The organism is Paenirhodobacter enshiensis (genome assembly GCF_000740785.1).
In the GTDB taxonomy this organism is placed as follows: domain Bacteria; phylum Pseudomonadota; class Alphaproteobacteria; order Rhodobacterales; family Rhodobacteraceae; genus Rhodobacter; species Rhodobacter enshiensis.
In genome coordinates this window covers 21,567-41,724 of record NZ_JFZB01000042.1, presented here as the reverse complement: position 1 = coordinate 41,724, position 20,158 = coordinate 21,567, and the positions used below count along the sequence as shown (strand labels likewise).

Genomic DNA, 20,158 nt, shown 5'->3' with positions numbered 1-20,158 from the left:
GCGACAGCACCTCGGGCGGTCTGCTGAGCGGTGTGACCGATACGGTGAGCGGCCTTCTGGGCGGTGACAGCACCTCGGGCGGCTTGCTGAGCGGCGTGACCGACACGGTGAGCGGCCTGCTGGGCGGCGACAGCACCTCGGGCGGTCTGCTGAGCGGTGTGACCGATACGGTGAGCGGCCTTCTGGGCGGTGACAGCACCTCGGGCGGCTTGCTGAGCGGCGTGACCGACACGGTGAGCGGCCTTCTGGGCGGTGACAGCACCTCGGGCGGCTTGCTGAGCGGCGTGACCGACACGGTGGGTGGTCTGCTGGGCGGTGACAGCACCTCGGGCGGTCTGCTGAGCGGCCTGCTGGGCGGCGACTCCCTCCTTGGCGGAACACTCGATACCGTGGCGGATACGCTCGACACGCTGCTCGGGAACCACTCGTCGCTCGCCTGACCGGGCCGCGACGGAACTGCGCAGGGCGGCTGGCTGCCGTCCGCGCCATGCAACCGCGCCTTCCGGGCTCGTCCCCGGAAGGCGCCTTCGTCTGTCGGGAGTTCTGTCGGGGCAAGGAGTGTGCTGCCCCGGCCGATTGAGGCAGAAAGGCATCGCCAGGCTCATTGCCCCCGGACTTTTGGGCGTTAGGGCTTGTTCGCCCGAGCGGACAATCGCTACAAACGCTACAAAGGGACGGGAATCAGATACAAAGGGGAAAAATGGCGGTCGAAATCTTTTCCGCGACACCGTCGTCGGGGGCGACTGCCCGGACCTATGGGTCGGAGCTCTCCGTCAAGACAGGGTCAGATATCTATTTCGGGAAAGGTGCCCCCGGAATCGCCTATTTCGAAAAGGCGGGTGCCGACCTTCGGGTGACGCTGCTGGATGGCCAGGAGGTCATGCTGCACGATTTCTTCGTCATCGGTCCGGAAGGCAATGCGAGCCGGCTGCTCGACAGCGCGGGCGGTCCGGTCGAGGTGACTGGCCTGCTGGCCCCCGAACCGTTCCAGCCCGAGACCGGAGCCATCGATCCGGACCGGCAAGCCGCCCATGCCGGGCCGAACCATTCCGACAATTCTTCTTATTCTGAGGCCCCGGCGCAGGGGACTCCGCAGGGTGCGGCCGGGGGCGATCCGTCCGCCGCCGCGGCAACCGGTTCGCAGACGGTTTCGCAAAGCGCGGAGACTGCCGCGGGACAGGGCGCTGAGGGCTCTGACGGTTCGGCATCCGATGGGGCGGCGGCCGATGGAGGCGGCTCCGGCGGCTGGACGCTGTTCGGGCTGGGGCTGGACAAGCTGGCGTTTTCGAGTGCGCTCGGGGCGATCCTGGGCGAGATCATCGTCTCGGATGACAACAGCAGGCATACGTCGGGCACCGCGGCCGAGACATCTTCGGCCGATACGGCGGCTACTGCGGAAACCGCAACCGCCGATACCGCAGTCGTGACCCAGGGCAGCGCCACGGGAACCGGCTCTTCGGAGACGGCGGCGGCGGACACGACCTCCGGAACGAGCGCAACGGACACGGCATTGACGGATACGACCGCCGCTGCGGAGCTGGTTTCCTCTCTGATCGGCGATGCCACGTCGAGCATCGATACCTCGGCGCTGAGTTCCGCGGCCAGCGGATCCGCCGGATCCGATGTCACGGCGGCGGACAGTTCTGCCAGCGCGGCCAGCGCTTCCGACACCGCCACGACCGATACCGCGGAGGCGGCCGGGGCGACCGACAGCACCGAGGCCGTTCTGACCGCGACGGCACTGACCGAAAGCGAGGCCACCTTTGCCGATCTGATGCAGGGGGGCGACGATGTTTACGGCGGCTGAGACGATGGCGACACAACCCGCCGGGCGCGGCGCGGCATGAGGCTCATTCCGCTTCTTGCCGGAACCGTCGCCTGTCTGGCGATGCTCGCGACCGAAGGCGCCGCGATGAGCTATCGCGATGCGTTGCGGGCGGCGACCGAATACGATGCGGGTGTCGCGGCGCTGCGCAAGAAGGTGTCGCGCGCGACCACCGACATCGCCTCGGCCAAGGATGCCTGGTTCCCTTCGGTCAGCTTCGCGGCCGAAACCAACAACACCGCGACCGGCGGCCCCAAGGCGCTGATCACGCTGTCGCAGGTTCTGTTCGACTGGGGGCTGATCCGCAGCAAGGTCAGCATCGCCTCTTATGACCGGGTGAAAGCCGTGGCCAAGCTGAAAAGCTCGGTCGAAGAACTGGCCTATGATATCGCGCAGCAGTTTCTGACTGTCGAGACGATGGACCGCAAGCTCGTCTGCACCGAGCAATATGCTGCCTTCGCGCGCCGCATTGCGGGCTATTCGCAAGATCGCGTCAACGCCGGTATCGCCGATTCCGCCGAGATCGCCCGCGCCCGGCTGGAGATCGCCCGCGCCGAGGATCAGCTGGCGCAGATCCAGGCGGATCGGCAGATGGCGCTGGCACAGATCGAGTATCTCATCGGCAAGACGCCCGACAGCGTCGATCCGCTGCCCGATCTGGGGTTCTCGCGGCTCTACGGTTCCAGCTCGGCGATCATCTCGGCGGTGATCGTGGCGCCCGATTACATCTCGGCCAAGGCCGATGTCAGCATCGCCGAGAAGAACGTCGACAAGGCCAGGGCCTCGCGGCTGCCGACAATCTCGATTCAGGCGCAGGGCAAACAGGCGCTGAACGGCGAGCGCGCGCAAAGCGGCTCGATCGGCGTGGCGGCCTCGATGGACCTCGATGCGGGCGATTTCCGCGGCCGGGCGCTGACCGGGGCGAAGCAGGATCTGGAGGCGGCGCAGTCCTCGTTGCTGTCGACCGAGCGCGATCTGCAAAACAAGGTCCGCACCTCGGTGTTGCAGATCCAGGTGTTGCAGCAGACCGAGGTGGCGCAGGAAAATCAGCTGAACGAGGCCGACAAGGTGCTGGAAACCTACGAGCAGCAATTCGTTGCCGGCAAGCGCGAGCTGGTCGATCTGCTGTCGACGGGGCGTGATCATTACGATGCGCAGATCAGCACGATCGACACCTACAACACGTTGAAACAGACTGAATATCAGGCGGCGCAGTCAATCGGGGTGCTGGGCTCTCTGGTGGTGCGCTCGGGCGGCGGCAAGCGTGCGCCGTGACGGGCTTTCACAGTGACGGGCGTGCGCCGGGACGGGCGGACGCGAAGGCGGGCGGGGGCGGAGACATGACACGGGGACAGTCGCGATGACCATGGCCGGGCAGGGACAGAACGACCCTTTCGTCGTCGCGCTGGTCGAGTTGTGCCGGCTGAACGGCATCCAGGTTCCGCCGGAACGGCTGAGCGACGGGCTGACCGGCGGCGATGTCGCGGGCGGCGATGTCGCGGGCGGCGGTGAGGCCCGGCTTGCCCCCGAGCACGCCGCCATCGCGCTGCGCCGCGCTAACATGAGCTGCCGGATCAGCTCTCCGGCGCTGGCGGATATCCCGCCGGCCTCGCTGCCGGCGCTGTTGTTCCTGCGCGATGGCCAGTATGCGGTGCTCGAGAGTGTCGAGGACGCGCGGTGCATCCTCGTCCATCCCGAAACCGGCGGCGGGCGCGAGGATTGCGCACTGTCCGAGCTGACCGGGCGCTATGCCGGGCGGGCGCTGTTCGCGCGTCCGCTCGATGTGCTGTCGGACCGGCTGGGCGAGACCGTGACCGCCAGCCGGCACTGGATCATCGGCCCGGTGCTCGACAATCTGCGGATCTATCGCGATGTGGTGCTGGCGGCGATGATGGCGAACCTGCTGGCGGTCGGGGCTTCGCTGTTCTCGATGCAGGTCTATGACCGCGTTGTGCCGAGCGGTGCCTTCGACACGCTGTGGATTCTGGCCAGCGGCGTAGGGCTGGCGATCTGCCTCGAATTCGTGCTGCGGATCATGCGCGCGCGGCTGGTAGATGTGACCGGGCGCGATCTCGATCTGCGGCTGTCGTCGCAGCTGTTCGAGCATGTGACCAACCTGCATCTGTCGCAACAGCCGCGCTCGACCGGGGTGTTCGCCAATCAGGTGCGCGATTTCGCCGTGGTGCGCGAGTTCTTCACCTCGAGCACGGTGGCCGCGCTGTCGGACCTGCCGTTCACACTGATCTTCATCGCGATCATCGCGTTCATCGGCGGGCCGGTGGCTTTGGTGACGCTGGTCGCCTCGGTGGCGATCGTGCTGCCGGGGATCGTGCTGCAAAAGCATCTGGCGCAGGTCTCGCGCGAGCATAACAAGGAAAGCGCGGCGCTGAACGGGATCCTGCTCGAGGCGGTGTCGAACCTCGAGACGGTCAAGGCGGCGCGTGCCGAGGCCCGGTTGCAGCGCGCTTATGCCCAGCTTTCGGCGACGATCGCCGGCTCGTCGATCCGCAGCCGCGAGCTGACCACGCTGATCTCGCAATTCGTCGCCTCGACCCAGCAGATCGCTTATGGCGGCGTGGTGATCGTGGGCGTCTACCGGATCAGCGAGGGGCATATGACCGTCGGCGCGCTGATCGCCTGCACGCTGCTGTCGGGCCGCGCGCTGTCGCCGATGAGCCGCGTCGCCGGGCTGCTGGCGCGCTGGCAGGGGGTGCGCGCGGCGATGGAGGGGCTCGACCGGATCATGGCGATGCCGGTCGAACGTCCGGCCGACCGGCAATATCTGCGCGCGCCGCATTTCGCGGGCGCCTACCAGCTGCGCGATGTCACCTTCTCGCATGAAAAGGACAGCCCGCCCGAGCTGAGCATCGCCGGTCTGGAGATCGCGGCGGGCGAGCACGCGGCGCTGATCGGTGCGAACGGGGCGGGCAAGTCGACGCTGCTGCGGCTGCTGGCTGGCTTCACCGCGCCGACCGCGGGCAGTCTGCTGGTCGACAACCTGTCGCTGAGCCAGATCGACCCGATCGACCGGCGCCGCCAGATCGGCTATCTGCCGCAGTCGGTGGCGCTGTTTCAGGGCACGCTGCGCGACAATCTGCTGCTCGACCGAGGGATCCATTCGGATGACGAGCTGATGGCGGCGCTCGATGCGGTCGGGCTCGGGGCCTATGTGCGCCGGCACGTGCGCGGGCTGGATCTGCGCATTCACAGCAACGCCAATGTCTCGGGCGGGCAGCGCCAAGCGATCGGGCTGGCGCGGGTGCTGTTGCAGGACCCGCGCATCGTGCTGCTGGACGAGCCGACCGCAGCCTTCGATCAGATCACCGAAAAGCATGTCATCGCCTATCTGCGCGACTGGCTCGGCTCGCGCACGGCGATCATCGCCACCCACAAGCGCGAGGTTCTGGCGCTGACCGAGACCGCGCTCGTGCTCAAGGACGGGGGGATCGCCTATCATGGGGCCCTCGGTCAGGTGATCGACCTCGGCAACCATGCGAACGGGATCAAGACGGTCAAATGAGCACCCTGTCCCCCGATGCCCCGAGTTTCGCCGACGGCTCACGCCGGGTTCAGGCGGTGCGTGTCGCGCGCCAGACGATCTGGGTGATCGTCGCGACGATGCTGATTGCGCTGATCTGGTCGGCGCTGGCGCAGGTCGACGATATCACCCGCGGCGAGGGGCGGGTGGTGCCGCTGCGCCGTCAGCAGACGATCCAGAGCCTCGAAGGCGGTATCCTGTCCGAGCTGCTGGTCCATGAGGGCGATACCGTCCAGCCCGGGCAGGTGCTGGTCAAGATGGATCCGACGCAGTTCCGTTCGGCCTATCTGCAGGCCCGTGCCGAGATGGAGGTTCTGGAAGCCGAGGTGCAACGCCTCGAGGCCGAGGTGCTGGAGAAGAACGATGTCGGCTTCCCCGATCCGATCTCCGAGATTCAGGCAACCGAAGAGCGGCTGTTCATCGCGCGCCGCACCAAGCTGCAGGAATCCATCGATTCGGTGAACAACCAGATCCGGCCGATCCAGACCCAGATCGACATGACCGCGCCGCTGGCCAAGGGGGGCTCCGTCAGCCAGGTCGATCTGCTGAAGCTGCAACAGCAGAAGGCGACGCTTGAGGGCAAGATCACCGAATTGCGCAACGCCTATGTCCAGGATGCTTACAGCGAGCTCGCCGATACCAAGGCCAAACTGCTGTCGTTGCAGCAAAGTATCGTGCAAAAGCAGGATCAGCTGGCGCGCACGGATCTGCGCTCGCCGGTGGCGGGGCGGGTGAACAACGTCAACATCACCACGCTCGGCGGGGTCGTGCAGCCCGGCGAGTCGATCATGGAAGTCACCCCGATCGACGACCAGCTGCTGATCGAGACCAAGGTGGCACCGCGCGATGTCGCCTTCATCGCGCCGGGGATGCCGGCGAGCGTGAAGATCACGGCCTACGATTTCTCGGTCTATGGCGATCTCAAGGGCACGGTCGAGCAGATCAGCGACGATACCGTCGAATCCGACAGCTCGGACGGTCGTCAGAGCTTTTACAAGGTCATGGTGCGCACCGACCGCGCCTATCTGGAACGCCAGGGAGAGCGCTTCCCGATCCGGCCGGGCATGGTTGCCGAGGTCGATATCCAGACCGGACGCCGCTCTGTGCTGAGCTACATGATCCGGCCGCTGATTCGGGCGCAGCTGCGATGAACTGGCTCCGTCCCCCCCTGATGCAGGAAAGGCCCGAGATGACCTGTTCGATCCTTCGCACCGCTCTGCTCCGGTCGCCGGGCGCGTGTCTGGCAACGCTCCTGTGTGTTCTGCCGCTGACCGCGCCGGCCCAGACGGCCCCGCAGGCCGCTCCGCAGACTGTGGCCCCGCAGACTGTGGACCCGCAGACGGAGCCGGTCGCTCCCGAGGCAGCCGCTCCGCCGGCGCAGACCCGGCACATGAGCCTTCGCCTCAAGGTCGGCGAGGCGAAGTTCATCCGCCTGACCGAGCCCGCCAGCGCGATCTTCCTGTCCAGTCCGCAGGTCGCCGACGTCGATATGCAGTCGGCACAATATGTTTATGTCGTGGGCAAAGGCATCGGTCAGACCAACCTGTTCGTTCTGGGCAGCGACGACCGGGCGCTGATCGAGGCCGATGTGCAGGTCGACATCGACCTTGGACGGCTGCAATCGGCGGTCAGTCAGGCGGTTCCGGGCAGCGCGATCCGGCTGTCGACGGCGGATGGCGCGATCTTCATCAACGGTTCGGTCGAAAGCGATACCGATGCGCAATCGGCCGAGACCGTGGTCACCAAGCTCGCCGGCAATGCCGCGATCGTGGTCAACAACCTCAAGCTGACGACCCCGCCTCAGGTCAATCTTCAGGTCACCATCGCCGAGGTCTCGCGTTCCATCGAGCAGGACCTGGGGATCTCGCTGACCGGCTCGTCGCGCAATCGCGGCTTCACCTCGCCGGCTTCGACCATTCCCGGCTATTCGGTTTCGGCCAACATGGGCAACAACCTCGGGCTGGTGCTCGATGCACTGTCGACCTCGGGTCTGGCGACGATCCTGTCCGAACCGAATCTGACGGCGCGTTCGGGCGAACAGGCGACATTCCTGGCCGGCGGACGCATTCCCTACCGGACCGGTGCCACTCAGGACGACACCCGCGTCGCGTTCGAGCCGATCGGCGTCGAGCTGACCTTCACCCCCACGGTCTATGACAAGGACCAGATCCACATCCAGCTCGACACCAAGGTGCGCTCGATCGACGAGGCGCACTCGACCACGGACGGCAAGGCGATCTCGGAACGCTCGGCCTCGACGACGGTCGAACTCGGCAGCGGCCAGAGCTTCGCCATCGCCGGCATGTTCCGCGCCGACCGGCAGCAGTCGAAGAGCGAGTTCCCCGGGCTGGCGAAACTGCCGATCCTCGGGGCGCTGTTCCGGTCCTCGGCCTTCCAGCGCGGCGAGACCGAGCTGGTGATCATCGTCACCCCTTACGTCGTGCGCCCGACCACGCGCGACCGGCTGAAGACGCCGCTTGACGGGATGGCGCCGGCGGCGAACGGCGTGCAGCAGATGGCGACCGGCAAGATGGTGCGCCCGGATGTGACCACCGGCGGTCAGGCGCGCAGCCGGGCCGGGTTCCTTATCAACAGGTGATGGCGATGATGCGCGTGTTCCCAGACGGTTCTCTTTGCGCTGCCCTGCGGGCCCGCGGTGCGGCGTTCGGCGCCGTGCTGATGCTGCTTGGCGGCTGCGAGGGCGAGCCGGTGCATCCGTCCCAGACCCGGCTTTCGCCCGAGGTCACCAGCGCCCATGTCAGCTATGCCTTCGCCCATTGCTCGGCGCGGATCCCGGCCGCGGATCAGAAGCGCATCCGCGCCCTTGTCGCCACCGCCCGGGCCGAGGGGGCCGATGCGCTGATCGCGACGGTGCCGCGCGGCTGTGCGCCGGGGCAGGATGCGGCGCGCGCGCGCGCGATCCGGGCGCTTCTCGGCCAGACGGTGGCGCATGTCGATGTGCGGATGCCCGCGGTCGCCGATCCGCCGGGCGATCTGGGCATCGTGCGCATGGTGCAGGTGAGCGCGGTGCAGATCGACCGGGCAGGGTGCGAAACCCCGGCCGGCGGCTGTGCCGTTGCCGGCAATCTGGCCGCCCAGCTCGCCGATCCGGCCGAGCTGATGTATCCCTCGGCCACCGCGCGGCCGGGCTATCATGTGCCGCCGCCGTCGCAGAGCGCGGCGCAAGACAGCGGCACGGGTTCGGGCGGCGGGATGTCCTCCTCCGGGAGCGGCAGCTGATGCGCCGGCCGGGTCTCGCAGCCATGCGCCGGGTGGTGCGCCGGCTGCGCTCTGGCGCCGGTGCCGAGGCCGGCTCGGTCTCGGTCGAATTCGTCATCGTCTTCCCGGCGCTGGTGATGATGCTGGCATTGATCGCTTTCGTCAGCCTGCTGATCGCGGCGCAAAGCGAGGTTCAGCAGGTCGCTTTCGAGCTGGCGCGCAAAGGGTTCGCGCTGGTCAGCCAGAATTACGACGGCGATCTTTGCCTGAAGCTCGGTCAGGACTATCTGCCGGCGCTGGCGGGCAACAGCGTGACGTTGCAGGCGTCGAAATTCGCGGCGATGGGCAGTTGCCCGGGCCAGCCCGCGGCCTCGGGGATGCTGACGATCAGCGTGACCTATGACCTGACCGGCGGCGCGGCGGCGCAGTTTTCGCAGATGCTCGGCGTCAATCTGGGGCAGATCACCCGCTCGGCTTCGGTTCTGGTGAAGTGATGCGGCCGGCGGCGGCGCACGCCGTCACTGCACCAGCTGCGACGAACAGCTGTAGTCGCTGACGGTCAGCTCTGCCGGGGCGAGCTCGATACCGAGCGCATCGAGCAGCGTATCCACCAGATCGTTCAGGAACGTTCCCGCGATCAGCGAACTCAGCCCGTCGATCACCCAGTTCACCACATCGAGCAGACACCCCAGCCCGAGGAAACCGCACTGGCTCTTGTCGCTCTTCAGGCTGCTGCTGAGGTTGCTCAGCAATCCCGAGACGAAAGAGGTCAGCCCGGTCAGCCGGATCGGCGTCTCGACCGAGACCGGCTGACCGAGCTCGCCCAACAGCACCGAGACGACCTGTCTGCCGCCGAACAGCGCGATATCGTCGCTGGCGCCGCGCGTGCTGCCGTCGATCACCCCCGGGACGGTCAGCGCCAGCCGGAGCGCGACGGGGGCCGTCCGGACATCGAAGGTTGCCAGCGTGTCGCCGGGCCGTGTCGCGGCGCAGTTCAGTCCGGTCGCCGTCGCCGTCGCCTGCGCGCCCGAAACGCCGAGGTCGAGCGTGATGAAGGACACCAGCTTTGCCCCGAGGTTCAGCGACAGCTGACTGACCGTTGCGGTGACCGGCGGCACATCGTCGATGAACCCCGCAGCCATGACTGCCGAATGCACGATGCCGAGCGACAGGTTGAGTTCGGCGATATAGGGGATGCTCAGCGACAGCGGCACGCTGACGAGGCCGTTGCCGAGGGTGCCGTTCAGGCTGGCGACGGCCATCAGCAGATCGAAGGCATTGAGCGACAGGTTGGGCAGGATCTGCCCGATCTCGACATTGGCGGCACTGGGCGACAGGCTGAGCAGGGAACCGAGAGACAGCGTCGCGTTCGATACGGTTGTGGTGCCCGCCGGCAGCACGCCGAGCGCGCTCAGCGCCTGAACGATGACCGGCGTGCCGATGCCGAGGCCGAGAATATCCTGATAGTTCAGCACCTCGCCGGCCACATCGAGACTGACCAGACCGAGCAGCTTGTTCACGTCGACCCCGAGGCCGAGCACCCCCGACGTGTCGAGCACCCCCGCCGAGATATCGACGCCGAGCAGCCCCCGAAGCACGCCTTCGAGGATCGAATCGCTGGTGTCGAGGGTCAGCAGCGAGTTGCGCAGGCCGAACGCGATGGCGGCGCGTTGCCGGGCTGTCGCGCTGCGGCTGACGGTCAGACCAGAGGACATCACCGGACGCAGCAGCAGCGGCGTGTAAGGCGAGGCCACGCTGACGCGCACGGCGTTCACCCCGGTCGCCGATGTCTGGTCCGCTGCGGGGATGAAGCTGCCGGCGACATAGCTGCCGAACACCACGTCGCCGCGTGCGAGTGTGACCTGGCCATAGGCATCGTTGGCGCTGACCACCCGTTGAGCGCTTTGGCGGGCGAGCGCGAGATCCGGCAGCACGCGCGCCGCGCTTTGCGCCGCGAGGTCCGATTGCGACTGGACGTATTTCTTCTGGGCATTGATCAGGCAGATGTCGGTGCCGATCCCGCCGATCAGAACGATCGCGGGGATCAGCATCAGCAGCAGGATCGCGATAGAGCCGCTCTCGTCGCGCGGACGGCCGCAAACCGCCATGGCACGGGCCAGACGGGTGAAAAACGCGCGGAATATCGGGGGTGTCTGCGGCACGGCTGCTTCTTCGGTTGATCGGCGGCAGTCTAGGCTGCGGGAACGGCTGGTCGCAACGCCAATTTGAGGTTTGTGGACAGACTCCTTGTCAGGAAGATATACTAAAGTTAATAATGCCAATACTAAGTTGAATATCTTTTAGGATCATGCCGCAGGCCCGTCCGGGGGCATCCTGACCAGGAGGACCAGTTCACATGCGTTTCATTCTCAAGGCGTTGGTTGTCGGGTGTCTCACGCTTGGCGCGACGGGCGGGGCGATTTCGGGACCGGCAAAGACGGCGGCGGGCCAGACCGGGCGGACGGTTTTGCAGATGATCGGCGGTTCGCCCGAGCATACGACCTTCGCGGCGATGATGGAGGCTTCGGGTTTCGCCCGGACGCTGGAGGGGCGGGGGCCGTTCACGGTCTTCGCGCCGGTGAACGCGGCTTTCACGGCGCTGCACCCCGGAACGCTCGACGAGTATGTGAGCGGGGTGGATCGCGCCAGTCTGAGCCGCTTCGTGGCCTGCCATGTCATTCCGGGCCGGGTCGATATGGCGGCACTGAAGAGGCTTTATGCGATTCAGAGCGGGCCCTACATGATCGGCACGCTCGGCGGGTGCTACCTGCGGGTGTCGATCCGGGCCGGGGCGGTGCAGCTGCAGGACGAACGCGGCACCGCGGTCTCGGTCCTCGCGCCCGATGTGGGGCGCTCGAACGGCGAGGTGCAGGTGATCGACAAGGTTCTGATGCCGGGCAACTGAGCGACCGCAGGCACGCGCCCCGGGCGCGGTCTCCATCCGCGACGGCGGGGTTTTCATGCGCTTGCGGTGCCGCTTCCGGCTTCGGACGGGTCCGTTACCGGCAGGAAGAGCATCGCGTATCTGCTGGAGAACGTTTTCCGCCCTTCAGGTGCCGGACGGGGCGCCGATCAGGGCCCGGGCCAGATCGGCTTCGGTTTTGCCGGCTGCCGCCGCTAGGTCCAGCAGCGAGGCCGAGGGATCTGACGGCGCGATTCCGGCGGCGGAGAGGCGCGCGCTCAGCGCCTCGGGGGACAGCGCGAGGGCCGGGGCGATCTCGGCCACGGTCGCGCCGAGAATTCGATGGGCCAGCGCGAACTGAGGCGGTGCGACGCGGCCTTTGCCCGAGGCTCCCGGCACGAAAAAGGCCAGTGCCGCGATCAGGCTGAGAGCCAGCGCGATCGCCATCGGGGTGCGTTTGAAGTAGTTGGCGAAGGCGCGCCAGTTGCGTTGCAGATGCAGCACGAAAGGCACGATCAGCACCATGCTGAGCCATTCGTGCATCGGATGGAGGGCGCCCGGCCCCCAGTGAAAGAACAGCGCGATGCCGCTGAGCAGAGAGACGAGGAACAGTCCCGTGACGAACGGGGTGGCATAGCGCGAGAACAGGGCGGGCATTGGGGTCTCCGGTTGGGTCGGCCCGTTGCCGACGGTTGGTTTCTCGCTTCGGGTGAGGGTTTCCGTCGCGAGAGCGACAGCCCGGCCGGAGGCCGCGGGCCAGTGCGGTGTCCGAGGGCGAGGTGCTCCGCCGCGGAAATCGGGAGCGGGCTCTGCCTAGCGGAAGGAGTGAGAGGGGGCTCTGCCCCCTCGGGCCTGCGGCCCTCACCCCCGGGATATTTGCGGAAAGATGAAAGGAGGGGCGCGGGTTCGCACAGGGCGACGGTTGGCGCGCCGCGATGGGGGCGTCAGAGGGGGGGCGGGGCCAAGGGCTGCGGTCGTGAACCGTTTCGTAACGTCTTTGCGCCACCGTGGGATGGACGGCGCGGCGAGGATTGCGGAATGGAAAGGAGGGGGAAACGCTCGTGGCGTTTTGGCGCGGTGCGCTGGCTGTGCCTCGCCTGGGGGGCGGCGGCCATGGCGGGGTGCGCGGGACCGCCGAAGGTGGAGGAAGGCTCTGCGCTGCGCATCGTCGTGCTGCATCAGCCCCATGTGCGCGCCTATGCCGGGGCGGTCGCGGGACTGCGCGGATGCAACGGGATGGAAAGCCGCCATGTCGAGGGACAGATCTATCCCGGGCGCGGGTTCGCCGAGGCCAGCCTGTGGCAGAGCCGGCTGGGGGTTGGCCGGCCAATGCTCCTCGCACGGTTTACCGCGATTTCGCCGCGCGAGACGAGGCTCGATGTGGTGTCATTGCTGGCGCAAGACCGCGACGGTGCGATCAGCTGGCTGCAATACTGGGCGAAAGGGGGGCAGGCCTGCCCGAGGCTGCGCTATTCCGAGGCGCCGCCGCCGGTGTGATCGCGGAGCTCGTGCCAAAACGGACGTGACCCCCTGTTGCGGGGCGGGATGCTCGATTATACCCGGACGGGATCGGAATCGCGCCCGGCCGTGGGCGCCGCAAACAGGAGAGCCCCCGCATGGCAGGATCGGTGAACAAGGTCATTCTCGTGGGCAATTTGGGGCGCGACCCTGAGGTGCGCACCTTCCAGAACGGCGGCAAGGTGGTGAACCTGCGGATCGCTACCTCGGAGAACTGGCGCGACAAGGCCACGGGCGAGCGCAAGGAACGCACCGAGTGGCATTCCGTCGCGATCCTGAACGAGAACCTCGGTCGCATCGCCGAGCAGTATCTGAAGAAGGGCTCGAAGGTCTATCTGGAAGGTCAGCTCGAGACCCGTAAGTGGCAGGACCAGAGCGGTAACGACCGCTATACCACCGAAGTCGTTCTGCGCCCCTATCGCGGCGAACTGACGCTGCTGGACGGTCGCGATGGCGGTTCGGCCGGCGGCTCGTCGTCGGGCGGTTCCTATGGCGGTGGCTATGACGACGGTCCGTCTTATGGCGGGGGGGCGTCGTCGTCCCCGGCACCGCAGCAGGGTGGCGGCCGGTCGAATTTCGACGACGAAATTCCGTTCTGAGAACGCGGGTTTCCGGCTGCGGGAGAGAGCCCCGGCGACGGGTCGGAGGCGTTCTTTGCGCGTGGCGGATGCGCTACGATCTGAGCCGGCCGGTGGCCGGGCAAGGCATTTCATGGACGGCGGCCGGAAACCCGGCCGTCGTCTTTTCTTTTCCTGTAATGGCATGTTCCCTGATGGTTTGAGAACGGCGCCGCGATGTCCCGGGCATGCCCGGGAGGGGACTGCCTCCGGACCATTTTCACTTGCATGAGGCTGTGGCGATTTGCGCGGCGGGGTCGTTGCCATCCGAAGCGGTCGTGTGGCAGGCGCTCTGAGCGGGAGCGGGAGCGGGAGCGGGAGCGGGAGCGGGAGCGGGAGCGGGAGCGGAACCCCGGGCCCGGTTGCCGCTTCCCGGAGCCTGCCGTTCCTGCGAGGTCCGTGCGACACCGGGCCATGGCTTGTTGAGGGCCATTTCCTGATGTCCATCCGGACGGGGGCTTTTGTCGTGGCAAAGAGAGGCGCTGTGTAGGGGTTAGGGCCTCGTGAGAAAGCGATCGTGAAGGGGGCACCGGAACGATGGTCCGGAGCCGTCACGGACCGAGAATTTCCGGCCGATACGGGCCGTCGCGGGCCGCGGCCGGGCCCTCCGTCCCGTCAGTTTTCAGAATGAGGTGTTTTTCCGCCCAATTGCCTGTTCGGTCCGCAGCGCGATCCCGCCCCGCTCTCATGGCGCGTCCCGCGGCGTTCTCAGTGGAAATCGCGGCTTGGAAACAGGCGTTTCGCCTGGTCCCGGGGGTGGCGGGCGGCGGCGGCCGGTCTGGTGCGGGGAGCGCTGTCGGTCTGTGGGGTCGTTTCGCCGATCGCCGCCCCCAGCGGATGACCGAGCCGCGCGAGCAGCTCTGAACGGTCCTCGATCCGGTTCGCGATGACATGGACCACGCCGCTTTCGCGCTGCAGATACCCTGTGACCTGAAGCAGCCGCCCGCCCATCACCACGCGGCGAAATCTCTCGTAAACCTTTGGCCAGACGACGATATTAGAAACGCCCGTCTCGTCCTCGAGGGTCAGGAACACCACGCCCGAGGCCGTGCCCGGCCGCTGGCGCGTGATCACCAGGCCGGCGACCGCAACGGCGCCCGTAGGCGCCCCGGTCAGCGCCGCGTGCGGGATTGTGGTGCGCAGATGGGGGCGCAGCAGCTCTATCGGATGGGCGCGCAGGGTCAGGCGGGTGGCGATGTAATCCTCGACCACCTCCTCGCCCAGGTGCATCGCGGGCAGGGCGACGACGGGTTCATGCCCGCCCTCGCCGTCGAGCGGGTCGGCGAACAGCGGCAGCGGTGCCGGGGCCCGGATGGCGCGCACCGCCCAAAGTGCGTCGCGCCGCGTCAGCCCCATCGGCGCGAAGGCATCGGCCTCGGCGAGACGTTCCAGAACGGCGGGGGGCAGACCCGCGCGCAACCACAGGCTTTCGGGATCCGGATAGCCATTTCCCCGCGCCGCCGCGATCCACTCGGCATCGGGTGCCCTGAACCCGCGGATCTGGCGAAAGCCGAGGCGCAGCGCCAGCGCGCCGTCCGGGCGCCGTTCCAGGCTGTTGTCCCATGTCGAATGGTTGACGGAGACCGGGCGCACCTCGACGCCATGTTCGCGCGCGTCGCGCACCAGCTGCGCGGGGGCGTAAAAGCCCATCGGCTGGCTGTTCAGCAACGCGCAGGTGTAGATCGCCGGGTGGTGCCGCTTCAGCCAGGCCGACACATAGGTCAGCATCGCGAAGGCGGCGGCGTGGCTTTCGGGAAAGCCGTAATCGGCGAAGCCCTCGATCTGGGCGAAGCACTGCGCGGCGATCTCGGGCGCATAGCCGCGGGCCAGCATTCCGCGGATGAACCGCTCCCGGTGCAGCCCGATCGTGCCCATGCGCCGGAACGAGGCCAGCGAGCGGCGCAGCCGGTCGGCCTCCTCGGGGGAATAGCCCGCGCCCTCGACGGCGATTTGCAGCGCCTGTTCCTGAAACAGCGGCACCCCCAGCGTCTTGCGGGTGATCGCCTCGAGGGCGGGGCCGAAAGGTTCCGGCGCCTCCAGCCCCTGACGGCGGCGGATATAGGGTTTGACCATGCCGCCCTGAATCGGGCCGGGGCGCACGATGGCGACCTCGATCACCAGATCATAAAACGTCGCGGGCTTCATCCGGGGCAGGAAATTCATCTGCGCCCGGCTTTCGACCTGAAACACCCCCACGGCATCGGCCCGACCGAGCATGTCATAGGTCGCCCGGTCCTCCTGCGGCACCGAGGCGAGGCTCAGCTGCCGGCCCTCGTGCCGCCCGATCATGTCGAAGGCCTTGCGGATGCAGCTCAGCATTCCGAGTGACAGGATGTCGATCTTCAGGATCTTCAGCGCGTCGATGTCGTCCTTGTCCCATTCGATGCAGGTGCGCGCTTCCATCGCCGCGTTGCCGATCGGGCACAGCGCATCGAGCCGGCCATCGGTAATGACGAAGCCCCCCACATGCTGGCTGAGGTGGCGTGGAAAGCCGATGATCTCGCCGATCAGTGCGACGGTCAGCTTCAGGCGCGGATCGTCGGGGTTGAGGCCGACCTCGCGCAGCCGCTCCGGATCGGCCCCGCCGTTCGAGATCCCCCAGATCTGCCCGGACAGTGCCGAGGTCACATCCGCCGACAGCCCCATCACCTTGCCGACCTCGCGGATCGCGGCGCGCGAACGGAAATGGATCACCGTCGCGCACAGCCCGGCCCGCTCGCGGCCGTATTTCGCGTAGATCCACTGGAAGATTTCCTCGCGGCGCTCGTGCTCGAAATCGACGTCGATGTCGGGGGGCTCGCCGCGGTAGCGGGAGATGAACCGCTCGAACACCATGCCGATCATGTCGGGGTTCACATCGGTCACCCCGAGGGCCCAGCAGATGATCGAATTGCCGGCCGAGCCGCGCCCCTGGCACAGGATACCCTGCGTGCGGGCATGGGCCACGATGTCGTGCACGGTGAGGAAATAGGGGGCATAGGACAGCTCGGCGACGACGCCGAGTTCCTTGTCCAGAAGCGCCAGATAGCGGGGCGGGATGCCGCCGGGGCAGCGCCGGGCCAGCCCGTCGCGGGCCAGTCGCTCCAGACGTTGCTGCGGGGTCTCGTGTTGCCCGGCTTCGCGGGGGTAGTCGTAACTCAGATCGCCGAGGTCGAAGCTGATCCGTCCGGCGATGTCGAGGCTGCGCTGCACAGCCGCCGGATGGCGCGCGAACAACCGGGCCATGTCGTCGCCGCTTTTCAGCCGGCGTTCTGCATTGGGCAACGCCCGGGTGCCAAGGGTGTCGACGGTCAGCCCCTCGCGCAGGCAGGTCAGCACATCGGCCAGCGGCCGGCGGCTGGCGCGGTGCATCAGCACATCGCCCACCGCCACCATCGGCGCCGAGGCCCGCAGCGCCAGCGCCGCGCAGCTGTCGAACCAGGCCTGATCCGTGCCATCGTAGCGCGGCACCGCCCCGGTGAACACATACCCCGGAAAGCGGCGCTGCATCGCGCTCAGCGGTGCAAGGCAGCGCCCGATGTCGGCACGGGGCAGCGCGATCAGGATCATTCCGCGCGCCGCGGCCTGCAGATCGGCCAGATCGAGCGCGCAGTCCCCTTTCTCGGCGCGGCGCTTGCCGAGGGTCAGCAGCTGCGACAGGCGCCGGTAGGCCTCTGTATCCACCGGCAGCGCCACCCATTCGAGCGGATCGTCGCGCAAGACGATCCGCGCGCCGACCAGAAGTTTCGGCAGCGTCGCGGGGGCACGACGATCTGGAGAGCCGGGATCGGACGAACCGGGATCGGGGGCGCCGTCTTCGGGATGGGGGGCCTCCTCGCGCAGGGCCTTCAATGCCGACCACGCCCGCACCACGCCCGCGAGCGAATTGATATCGGTGATCGCCAGCGCCGACAGTCCCAGCTCGGCGGCGCGCAACACCATCTCCTCGGGGTGCGAGGCCCCCTTGAGGAAGGTGAAATTCGTCGTCGCGCAGAGTTCGGCATAGGGGGTCACAGGAATTCCCCCTGAACGAACCAGCGCGGGTTTTGCGGCGTGAAGAACAGCCACAGCCGGCGGCCCTCGCGGGTGTCGATGCGCCAATAGTCGCGCAGCCCATAGCTGTCGGGGGGCTGCCACCACTCCGGCGCGATCCGCTCCGGCCCGGTGGCCCGGCCGATGGTGAAACGCATCCGCCGCCAGGTGAAGCCGCTCGGCGGATGGCCGCGCACGGCGATGGGTTCGGGCGCGAAGATCGTCAGCGGCCGGGCCGGGCGCGGCGGCCAGGGGCCGCAGGCAGGTTCGTCGGCCGCCGCCACCAGCGCGAAACCGCGCTCGGGCACATGGCAGTCGCGGGGCTGAAAGCGGCGAACATGGTCAAGCCCGATGCGGGTGCCGATACGGGTCATCAGCGCCTCGATCCGGTCCGCGCGCTCGGCCCCCGATCCCGCCTGCAGGGCCGGCATCGGTTCGACCACGGTGGCCTCGAGGCGCAGCTGGTCGATGCCGAACCCGGCCTCGACGGTTTCCAGCCCGCGGGCGAACAGCGGCAGGATGCGCGCCGGATCGCGCATCGGCGCGGCCAGCCGCAGCGGCACGTCCTGCGCCTGCCGGTCGACGCGGCGCAGCGTCAGGCACAGCGCACGCGCCCCCACATCTTGCGCCCGCAGCGTATCGGCCAGCCGTTCCAGCAGCCGCGCCAGCCCCGCCTCGATGTCGGACAGCAGCCCGATCGGCTCCGGCAGGGTCAGGCGCACGCCGTAATGTGCAGGCTCCGGCGCAGGAGAGAGCGCTTCGGGCAGATCGCCGAAGGCCCGGTCGAGCTGATCGAGCAGCCCCTTGCCGAAGCGCCGCGCGAGGGGCGCGCGCGCCGCCCCTGCCAGATCGGCGATCCGCCGCAGCCCGAGGCGTTGCAGCGCCGCGTCGGTCTCGGGCGGCAGGCGCAGCAGCGCGACGGGCAGGGGCCCGAGATGCGTCCGCACCGCCCCCTCGGGCGCCAGCCCGCCCCCCGCATGGGCCAGCGCCCAGGCGGCGCCGCGCGTCGGCGCGATGCCCACATGAAGCGCGAATCCCGCCCGCCCGAGCCGTTCCCGCATGTCCAGCGCCAGCGCCGCCTCTCCGCCCAGAAGATGCGCGGCGCCGGTGATGTCGAGGACGAGCCCGTCGTCCCCGTCGCAGGCGGCCCAGGGACAATAGCGCAGCGCCCACCGCCGCAAGGCCTCCAGCGTCTGCGCATCGGCTTTCGGTGTCGCTGCGCGCACGACCAGACCGGGACAGAAGGCGCGCGCCTCCGATACGGCCATGCCGCGGCTCAGCCCGGCGCGTTCGGCCTCGGCGTTCAGCGCGTGCAGGCAGTCGCGGTTGTGCACCCGCAGGCTAAGGGCGAAGGGCCCCCTCACCGGGCTCAGCCGGAGCGCCCGGTCCGAGGCGAACCGGGGAAACCACATCGAGACGATGCGCCGTCCTGTTCCAGCGAACATGCCAGACCCCAAGAGTTCCCTTTTTGTTCTTTGTAATTTCCCATCGCATCAGAGTCGAGTCCCCGCTTTCCGGGTCGAAAAGCGGGGCGCAGTGCCAGCGCGTTTCCGCCGCGTTGGAGCCCATCCCCTGCGCGATCAGGCACAGCCCCGTCGAGCGTCCGGCCCCGGCCGCAAGCTGCAGCCGGCGGCCCTCGCGCAGGCTCAGCGGCCGGGTGATGTCCACGATGACGACGGGGACGGCGCCGTCGCGCAGGGCCTCTTCGGCGGCGGCGAGACTGTCGGTCTCCGTAGCCGTCGCGACGCCGATCACGGCGGAGGGGGGGATGATGCCGGCCAGCCCGTCGGGCAGGGGCTGGTCGCCCAGCCAGGCGGGGCGGATCCAGAACAGGGGGCTGCCCGCCTGCCGCGCGCGGATCAGCGCGAAGGCGACGGCCGAAGGGCCGCCGACCTCGTGGACGCGGCCGCTCAGAAGCGGAAGGGGGGCATTCGGACAATCCATGCCCACACGATACCACGGTGCGGCGCGGGCGCACAACATGGCGGCGGGACCGCTTGCCTCGGTTGCGGTGCCTCGGTCGTGGTGTCTCAGTCGCGCAGGAAGCCCATTTTGCCGAGAAAGCCGAACATGTCCTCCAGCGCGGCGGTGCCGACCCGATTGCGGATCGGATAAAGGGATGCAAGCCGGGGCTGACGTGCTGCGGCCGCGATCAGATCCTGCTGTGACGGGGGGATCCCCGGCACCGTGATCGGGGAGCGGCGGTCCAGATAGGCCCGCAGATCCGGCGGCACGGGCTGATCCCAGAAGAGCGTCAGGAAATCGCGGATGATCTGGTCTGAGACCGGGCCGATCTGTGCTTTCGCCTCGGGCGGGAGCGGGATGCCGGGACGGGTCTGCGCCGACAGGGCGATGTCCAGCGGCTGGTCGAAGGCCTCGCCCCAGCCGGCCGGATCGGTGCCGAGCGGGCGGGCGTCCCGCATCAGCCCCTTGTCGTCGAACCGGCACAGCAGCGTCCCACCGGCGCCGTCCGCAGGGGCAGGTCGCGTAGGACAACTGCATGGTCCCTGCGGGCCAGGTGCACAGCT

Annotated in this window: 16 protein-coding genes and 1 pseudogene; 11 read left to right on the top strand and 6 right to left on the bottom strand. The window is 68.1% G+C overall.

What is annotated here, in order from left to right; translation table 11 throughout:
* From CG50_RS17120 to CG50_RS14125, 8 genes and pseudogenes are all read left to right on the top strand, one after another.
* Positions 1 to 440: pseudogene (locus CG50_RS17120) on the top strand (hypothetical protein); the annotation flags it as partial.
* 260 nt (positions 441 to 700) lie between these two features.
* The gene (locus CG50_RS14155; RefSeq protein WP_036639710.1) at positions 701 to 1,807 is read left to right on the top strand and encodes a hypothetical protein; all 1,107 of its coding nucleotides are present in this window, start codon (positions 701 to 703) and stop codon (positions 1,805 to 1,807) included.
* A gap of 36 nt (positions 1,808 to 1,843) precedes the next feature.
* Positions 1,844 to 3,100, top strand: a complete 1,257-nt coding sequence (locus CG50_RS14150) for a TolC family protein (RefSeq protein WP_051910026.1) — start codon at positions 1,844 to 1,846, stop codon at positions 3,098 to 3,100.
* A gap of 85 nt (positions 3,101 to 3,185) precedes the next feature.
* A complete protein-coding gene (locus tag CG50_RS14145) occupies positions 3,186 to 5,345 on the top strand; it encodes a type I secretion system permease/ATPase (RefSeq protein WP_245615746.1) in 2,160 nt (719 codons plus the stop codon).
* The gene (locus CG50_RS14140) at positions 5,342 to 6,514 is read left to right on the top strand and encodes an HlyD family efflux transporter periplasmic adaptor subunit (protein WP_081880461.1); all 1,173 of its coding nucleotides are present in this window, start codon (positions 5,342 to 5,344) and stop codon (positions 6,512 to 6,514) included. The genes CG50_RS14145 and CG50_RS14140 overlap by 4 nt, the downstream gene beginning before the upstream one ends.
* A gap of 239 nt (positions 6,515 to 6,753) precedes the next feature.
* Positions 6,754 to 7,962: a type II and III secretion system protein family protein gene (locus CG50_RS14135; RefSeq protein ID WP_161785415.1), complete on the top strand. Its 1,209-nt coding sequence runs from the start codon at positions 6,754 to 6,756 to the stop codon at positions 7,960 to 7,962.
* A 5-nt stretch (positions 7,963 to 7,967) separates the two neighbouring features.
* Complete coding sequence (locus CG50_RS14130; protein ID WP_161785414.1) at positions 7,968 to 8,603, top strand: CpaD family pilus assembly lipoprotein; 636 nt, start codon at positions 7,968 to 7,970, stop codon at positions 8,601 to 8,603.
* On the top strand, positions 8,603 to 9,076 hold the full coding sequence (locus CG50_RS14125; protein WP_036639704.1) for a TadE/TadG family type IV pilus assembly protein: 474 nt from the start codon (positions 8,603 to 8,605) through the stop codon (positions 9,074 to 9,076). Before CG50_RS14130 ends, CG50_RS14125 begins: the two co-directional genes overlap by 1 nt.
* A 24-nt stretch (positions 9,077 to 9,100) precedes the next feature.
* Here the strand turns inward: CG50_RS14125 and CG50_RS14120 are convergent, their stop codons facing one another.
* A complete protein-coding gene (locus CG50_RS14120; protein WP_036639702.1) occupies positions 9,101 to 10,744 on the bottom strand; it encodes a pilus assembly protein TadG-related protein in 1,644 nt (547 codons plus the stop codon).
* Positions 10,745 to 10,938: 194 nt separating this feature from the next.
* Here CG50_RS14120 and CG50_RS14115 point away from each other — a divergent pair, with 194 nt between their 5' ends.
* Entirely contained in the window at positions 10,939 to 11,487 is a 549-nt protein-coding gene (locus CG50_RS14115) for a fasciclin domain-containing protein (RefSeq protein WP_051910025.1), read from the top strand.
* A gap of 144 nt (positions 11,488 to 11,631) precedes the next feature.
* On the opposite strand, the gene CG50_RS14110 is transcribed toward CG50_RS14115, so the two are convergent.
* Positions 11,632 to 12,141 (bottom strand): hypothetical protein, encoded by a 510-nt coding sequence (locus CG50_RS14110; RefSeq protein ID WP_036639699.1) that lies wholly within the window; start codon positions 12,139 to 12,141, stop codon positions 11,632 to 11,634.
* Positions 12,142 to 12,522: 381 nt separating this feature from the next.
* Here CG50_RS14110 and CG50_RS14105 point away from each other — a divergent pair, with 381 nt between their 5' ends.
* The gene (locus tag CG50_RS14105) at positions 12,523 to 12,981 is read left to right on the top strand and encodes a hypothetical protein (RefSeq protein WP_152559542.1); all 459 of its coding nucleotides are present in this window, start codon (positions 12,523 to 12,525) and stop codon (positions 12,979 to 12,981) included.
* Between the two features lie 119 nt (positions 12,982 to 13,100).
* Positions 13,101 to 13,601: a single-stranded DNA-binding protein gene (gene ssb, locus CG50_RS14100; RefSeq protein WP_036639693.1), complete on the top strand. Its 501-nt coding sequence runs from the start codon at positions 13,101 to 13,103 to the stop codon at positions 13,599 to 13,601.
* Between the two features lie 726 nt (positions 13,602 to 14,327).
* Here ssb and CG50_RS14095 read toward each other — a convergent pair.
* Genes CG50_RS14095 through CG50_RS14080 form a run of 4 tightly spaced genes read right to left on the bottom strand, consistent with a single transcriptional unit; the run spans position 14,328 to position 20,053 of the window.
* Positions 14,328 to 17,612 carry an error-prone DNA polymerase gene (locus CG50_RS14095; protein ID WP_036639691.1) on the bottom strand — a complete coding sequence of 1,095 codons (3,285 nt, stop codon included), beginning with the start codon at positions 17,610 to 17,612 and terminating at the stop codon, positions 14,328 to 14,330.
* On the bottom strand, positions 17,609 to 19,075 hold the full coding sequence (locus tag CG50_RS14090) for a Y-family DNA polymerase (protein WP_036639688.1): 1,467 nt from the start codon (positions 19,073 to 19,075) through the stop codon (positions 17,609 to 17,611). The genes CG50_RS14095 and CG50_RS14090 overlap by 4 nt, the downstream gene beginning before the upstream one ends.
* Positions 18,972 to 19,613: an ImuA family protein gene (locus CG50_RS14085; protein ID WP_338048288.1), complete on the bottom strand. Its 642-nt coding sequence runs from the start codon at positions 19,611 to 19,613 to the stop codon at positions 18,972 to 18,974. The genes CG50_RS14090 and CG50_RS14085 overlap by 104 nt, the downstream gene beginning before the upstream one ends.
* Positions 19,614 to 19,660: 47 nt before the next feature.
* Entirely contained in the window at positions 19,661 to 20,053 is a 393-nt protein-coding gene (locus tag CG50_RS14080) for a hypothetical protein (RefSeq protein WP_036639686.1), read from the bottom strand.
* Positions 20,054 to 20,158 lie beyond the last annotated feature (105 nt).

Bases quoted from the DNA above. Each gene is read 5' to 3' on its own strand.
- ssb (WP_036639693.1), top strand. From the start codon at position 13,101: ATGGCAGGATCGGTGAACAAGGTCATTCTCGTGGGCAATTTGGGGCGC.
- CG50_RS14110 (WP_036639699.1), bottom strand. From the start codon at position 12,141: ATGCCCGCCCTGTTCTCGCGCTATGCCACCCCGTTCGTCACGGGACTG.
- CG50_RS14080 (WP_036639686.1), bottom strand. From the start codon at position 20,053: ATGCGGGACGCCCGCCCGCTCGGCACCGATCCGGCCGGCTGGGGCGAG.
- CG50_RS14115 (WP_051910025.1), top strand. From the start codon at position 10,939: ATGCGTTTCATTCTCAAGGCGTTGGTTGTCGGGTGTCTCACGCTTGGC.
- CG50_RS14150 (WP_051910026.1), top strand. From the start codon at position 1,844: ATGAGGCTCATTCCGCTTCTTGCCGGAACCGTCGCCTGTCTGGCGATG.
- CG50_RS14105 (WP_152559542.1), top strand. From the start codon at position 12,523: ATGGAAAGGAGGGGGAAACGCTCGTGGCGTTTTGGCGCGGTGCGCTGG.
- CG50_RS14085 (WP_338048288.1), bottom strand. From the start codon at position 19,613: ATGTTGTGCGCCCGCGCCGCACCGTGGTATCGTGTGGGCATGGATTGT.
- CG50_RS14135 (WP_161785415.1), top strand. From the start codon at position 6,754: ATGAGCCTTCGCCTCAAGGTCGGCGAGGCGAAGTTCATCCGCCTGACC.
- CG50_RS14140 (WP_081880461.1), top strand. From the start codon at position 5,342: ATGAGCACCCTGTCCCCCGATGCCCCGAGTTTCGCCGACGGCTCACGC.
- CG50_RS14145 (WP_245615746.1), top strand. From the start codon at position 3,186: ATGACCATGGCCGGGCAGGGACAGAACGACCCTTTCGTCGTCGCGCTG.
- CG50_RS14155 (WP_036639710.1), top strand. From the start codon at position 701: ATGGCGGTCGAAATCTTTTCCGCGACACCGTCGTCGGGGGCGACTGCC.
- CG50_RS14130 (WP_161785414.1), top strand. From the start codon at position 7,968: ATGATGCGCGTGTTCCCAGACGGTTCTCTTTGCGCTGCCCTGCGGGCC.
- CG50_RS14090 (WP_036639688.1), bottom strand. From the start codon at position 19,075: ATGTTCGCTGGAACAGGACGGCGCATCGTCTCGATGTGGTTTCCCCGG.
- CG50_RS14125 (WP_036639704.1), top strand. From the start codon at position 8,603: ATGCGCCGGCCGGGTCTCGCAGCCATGCGCCGGGTGGTGCGCCGGCTG.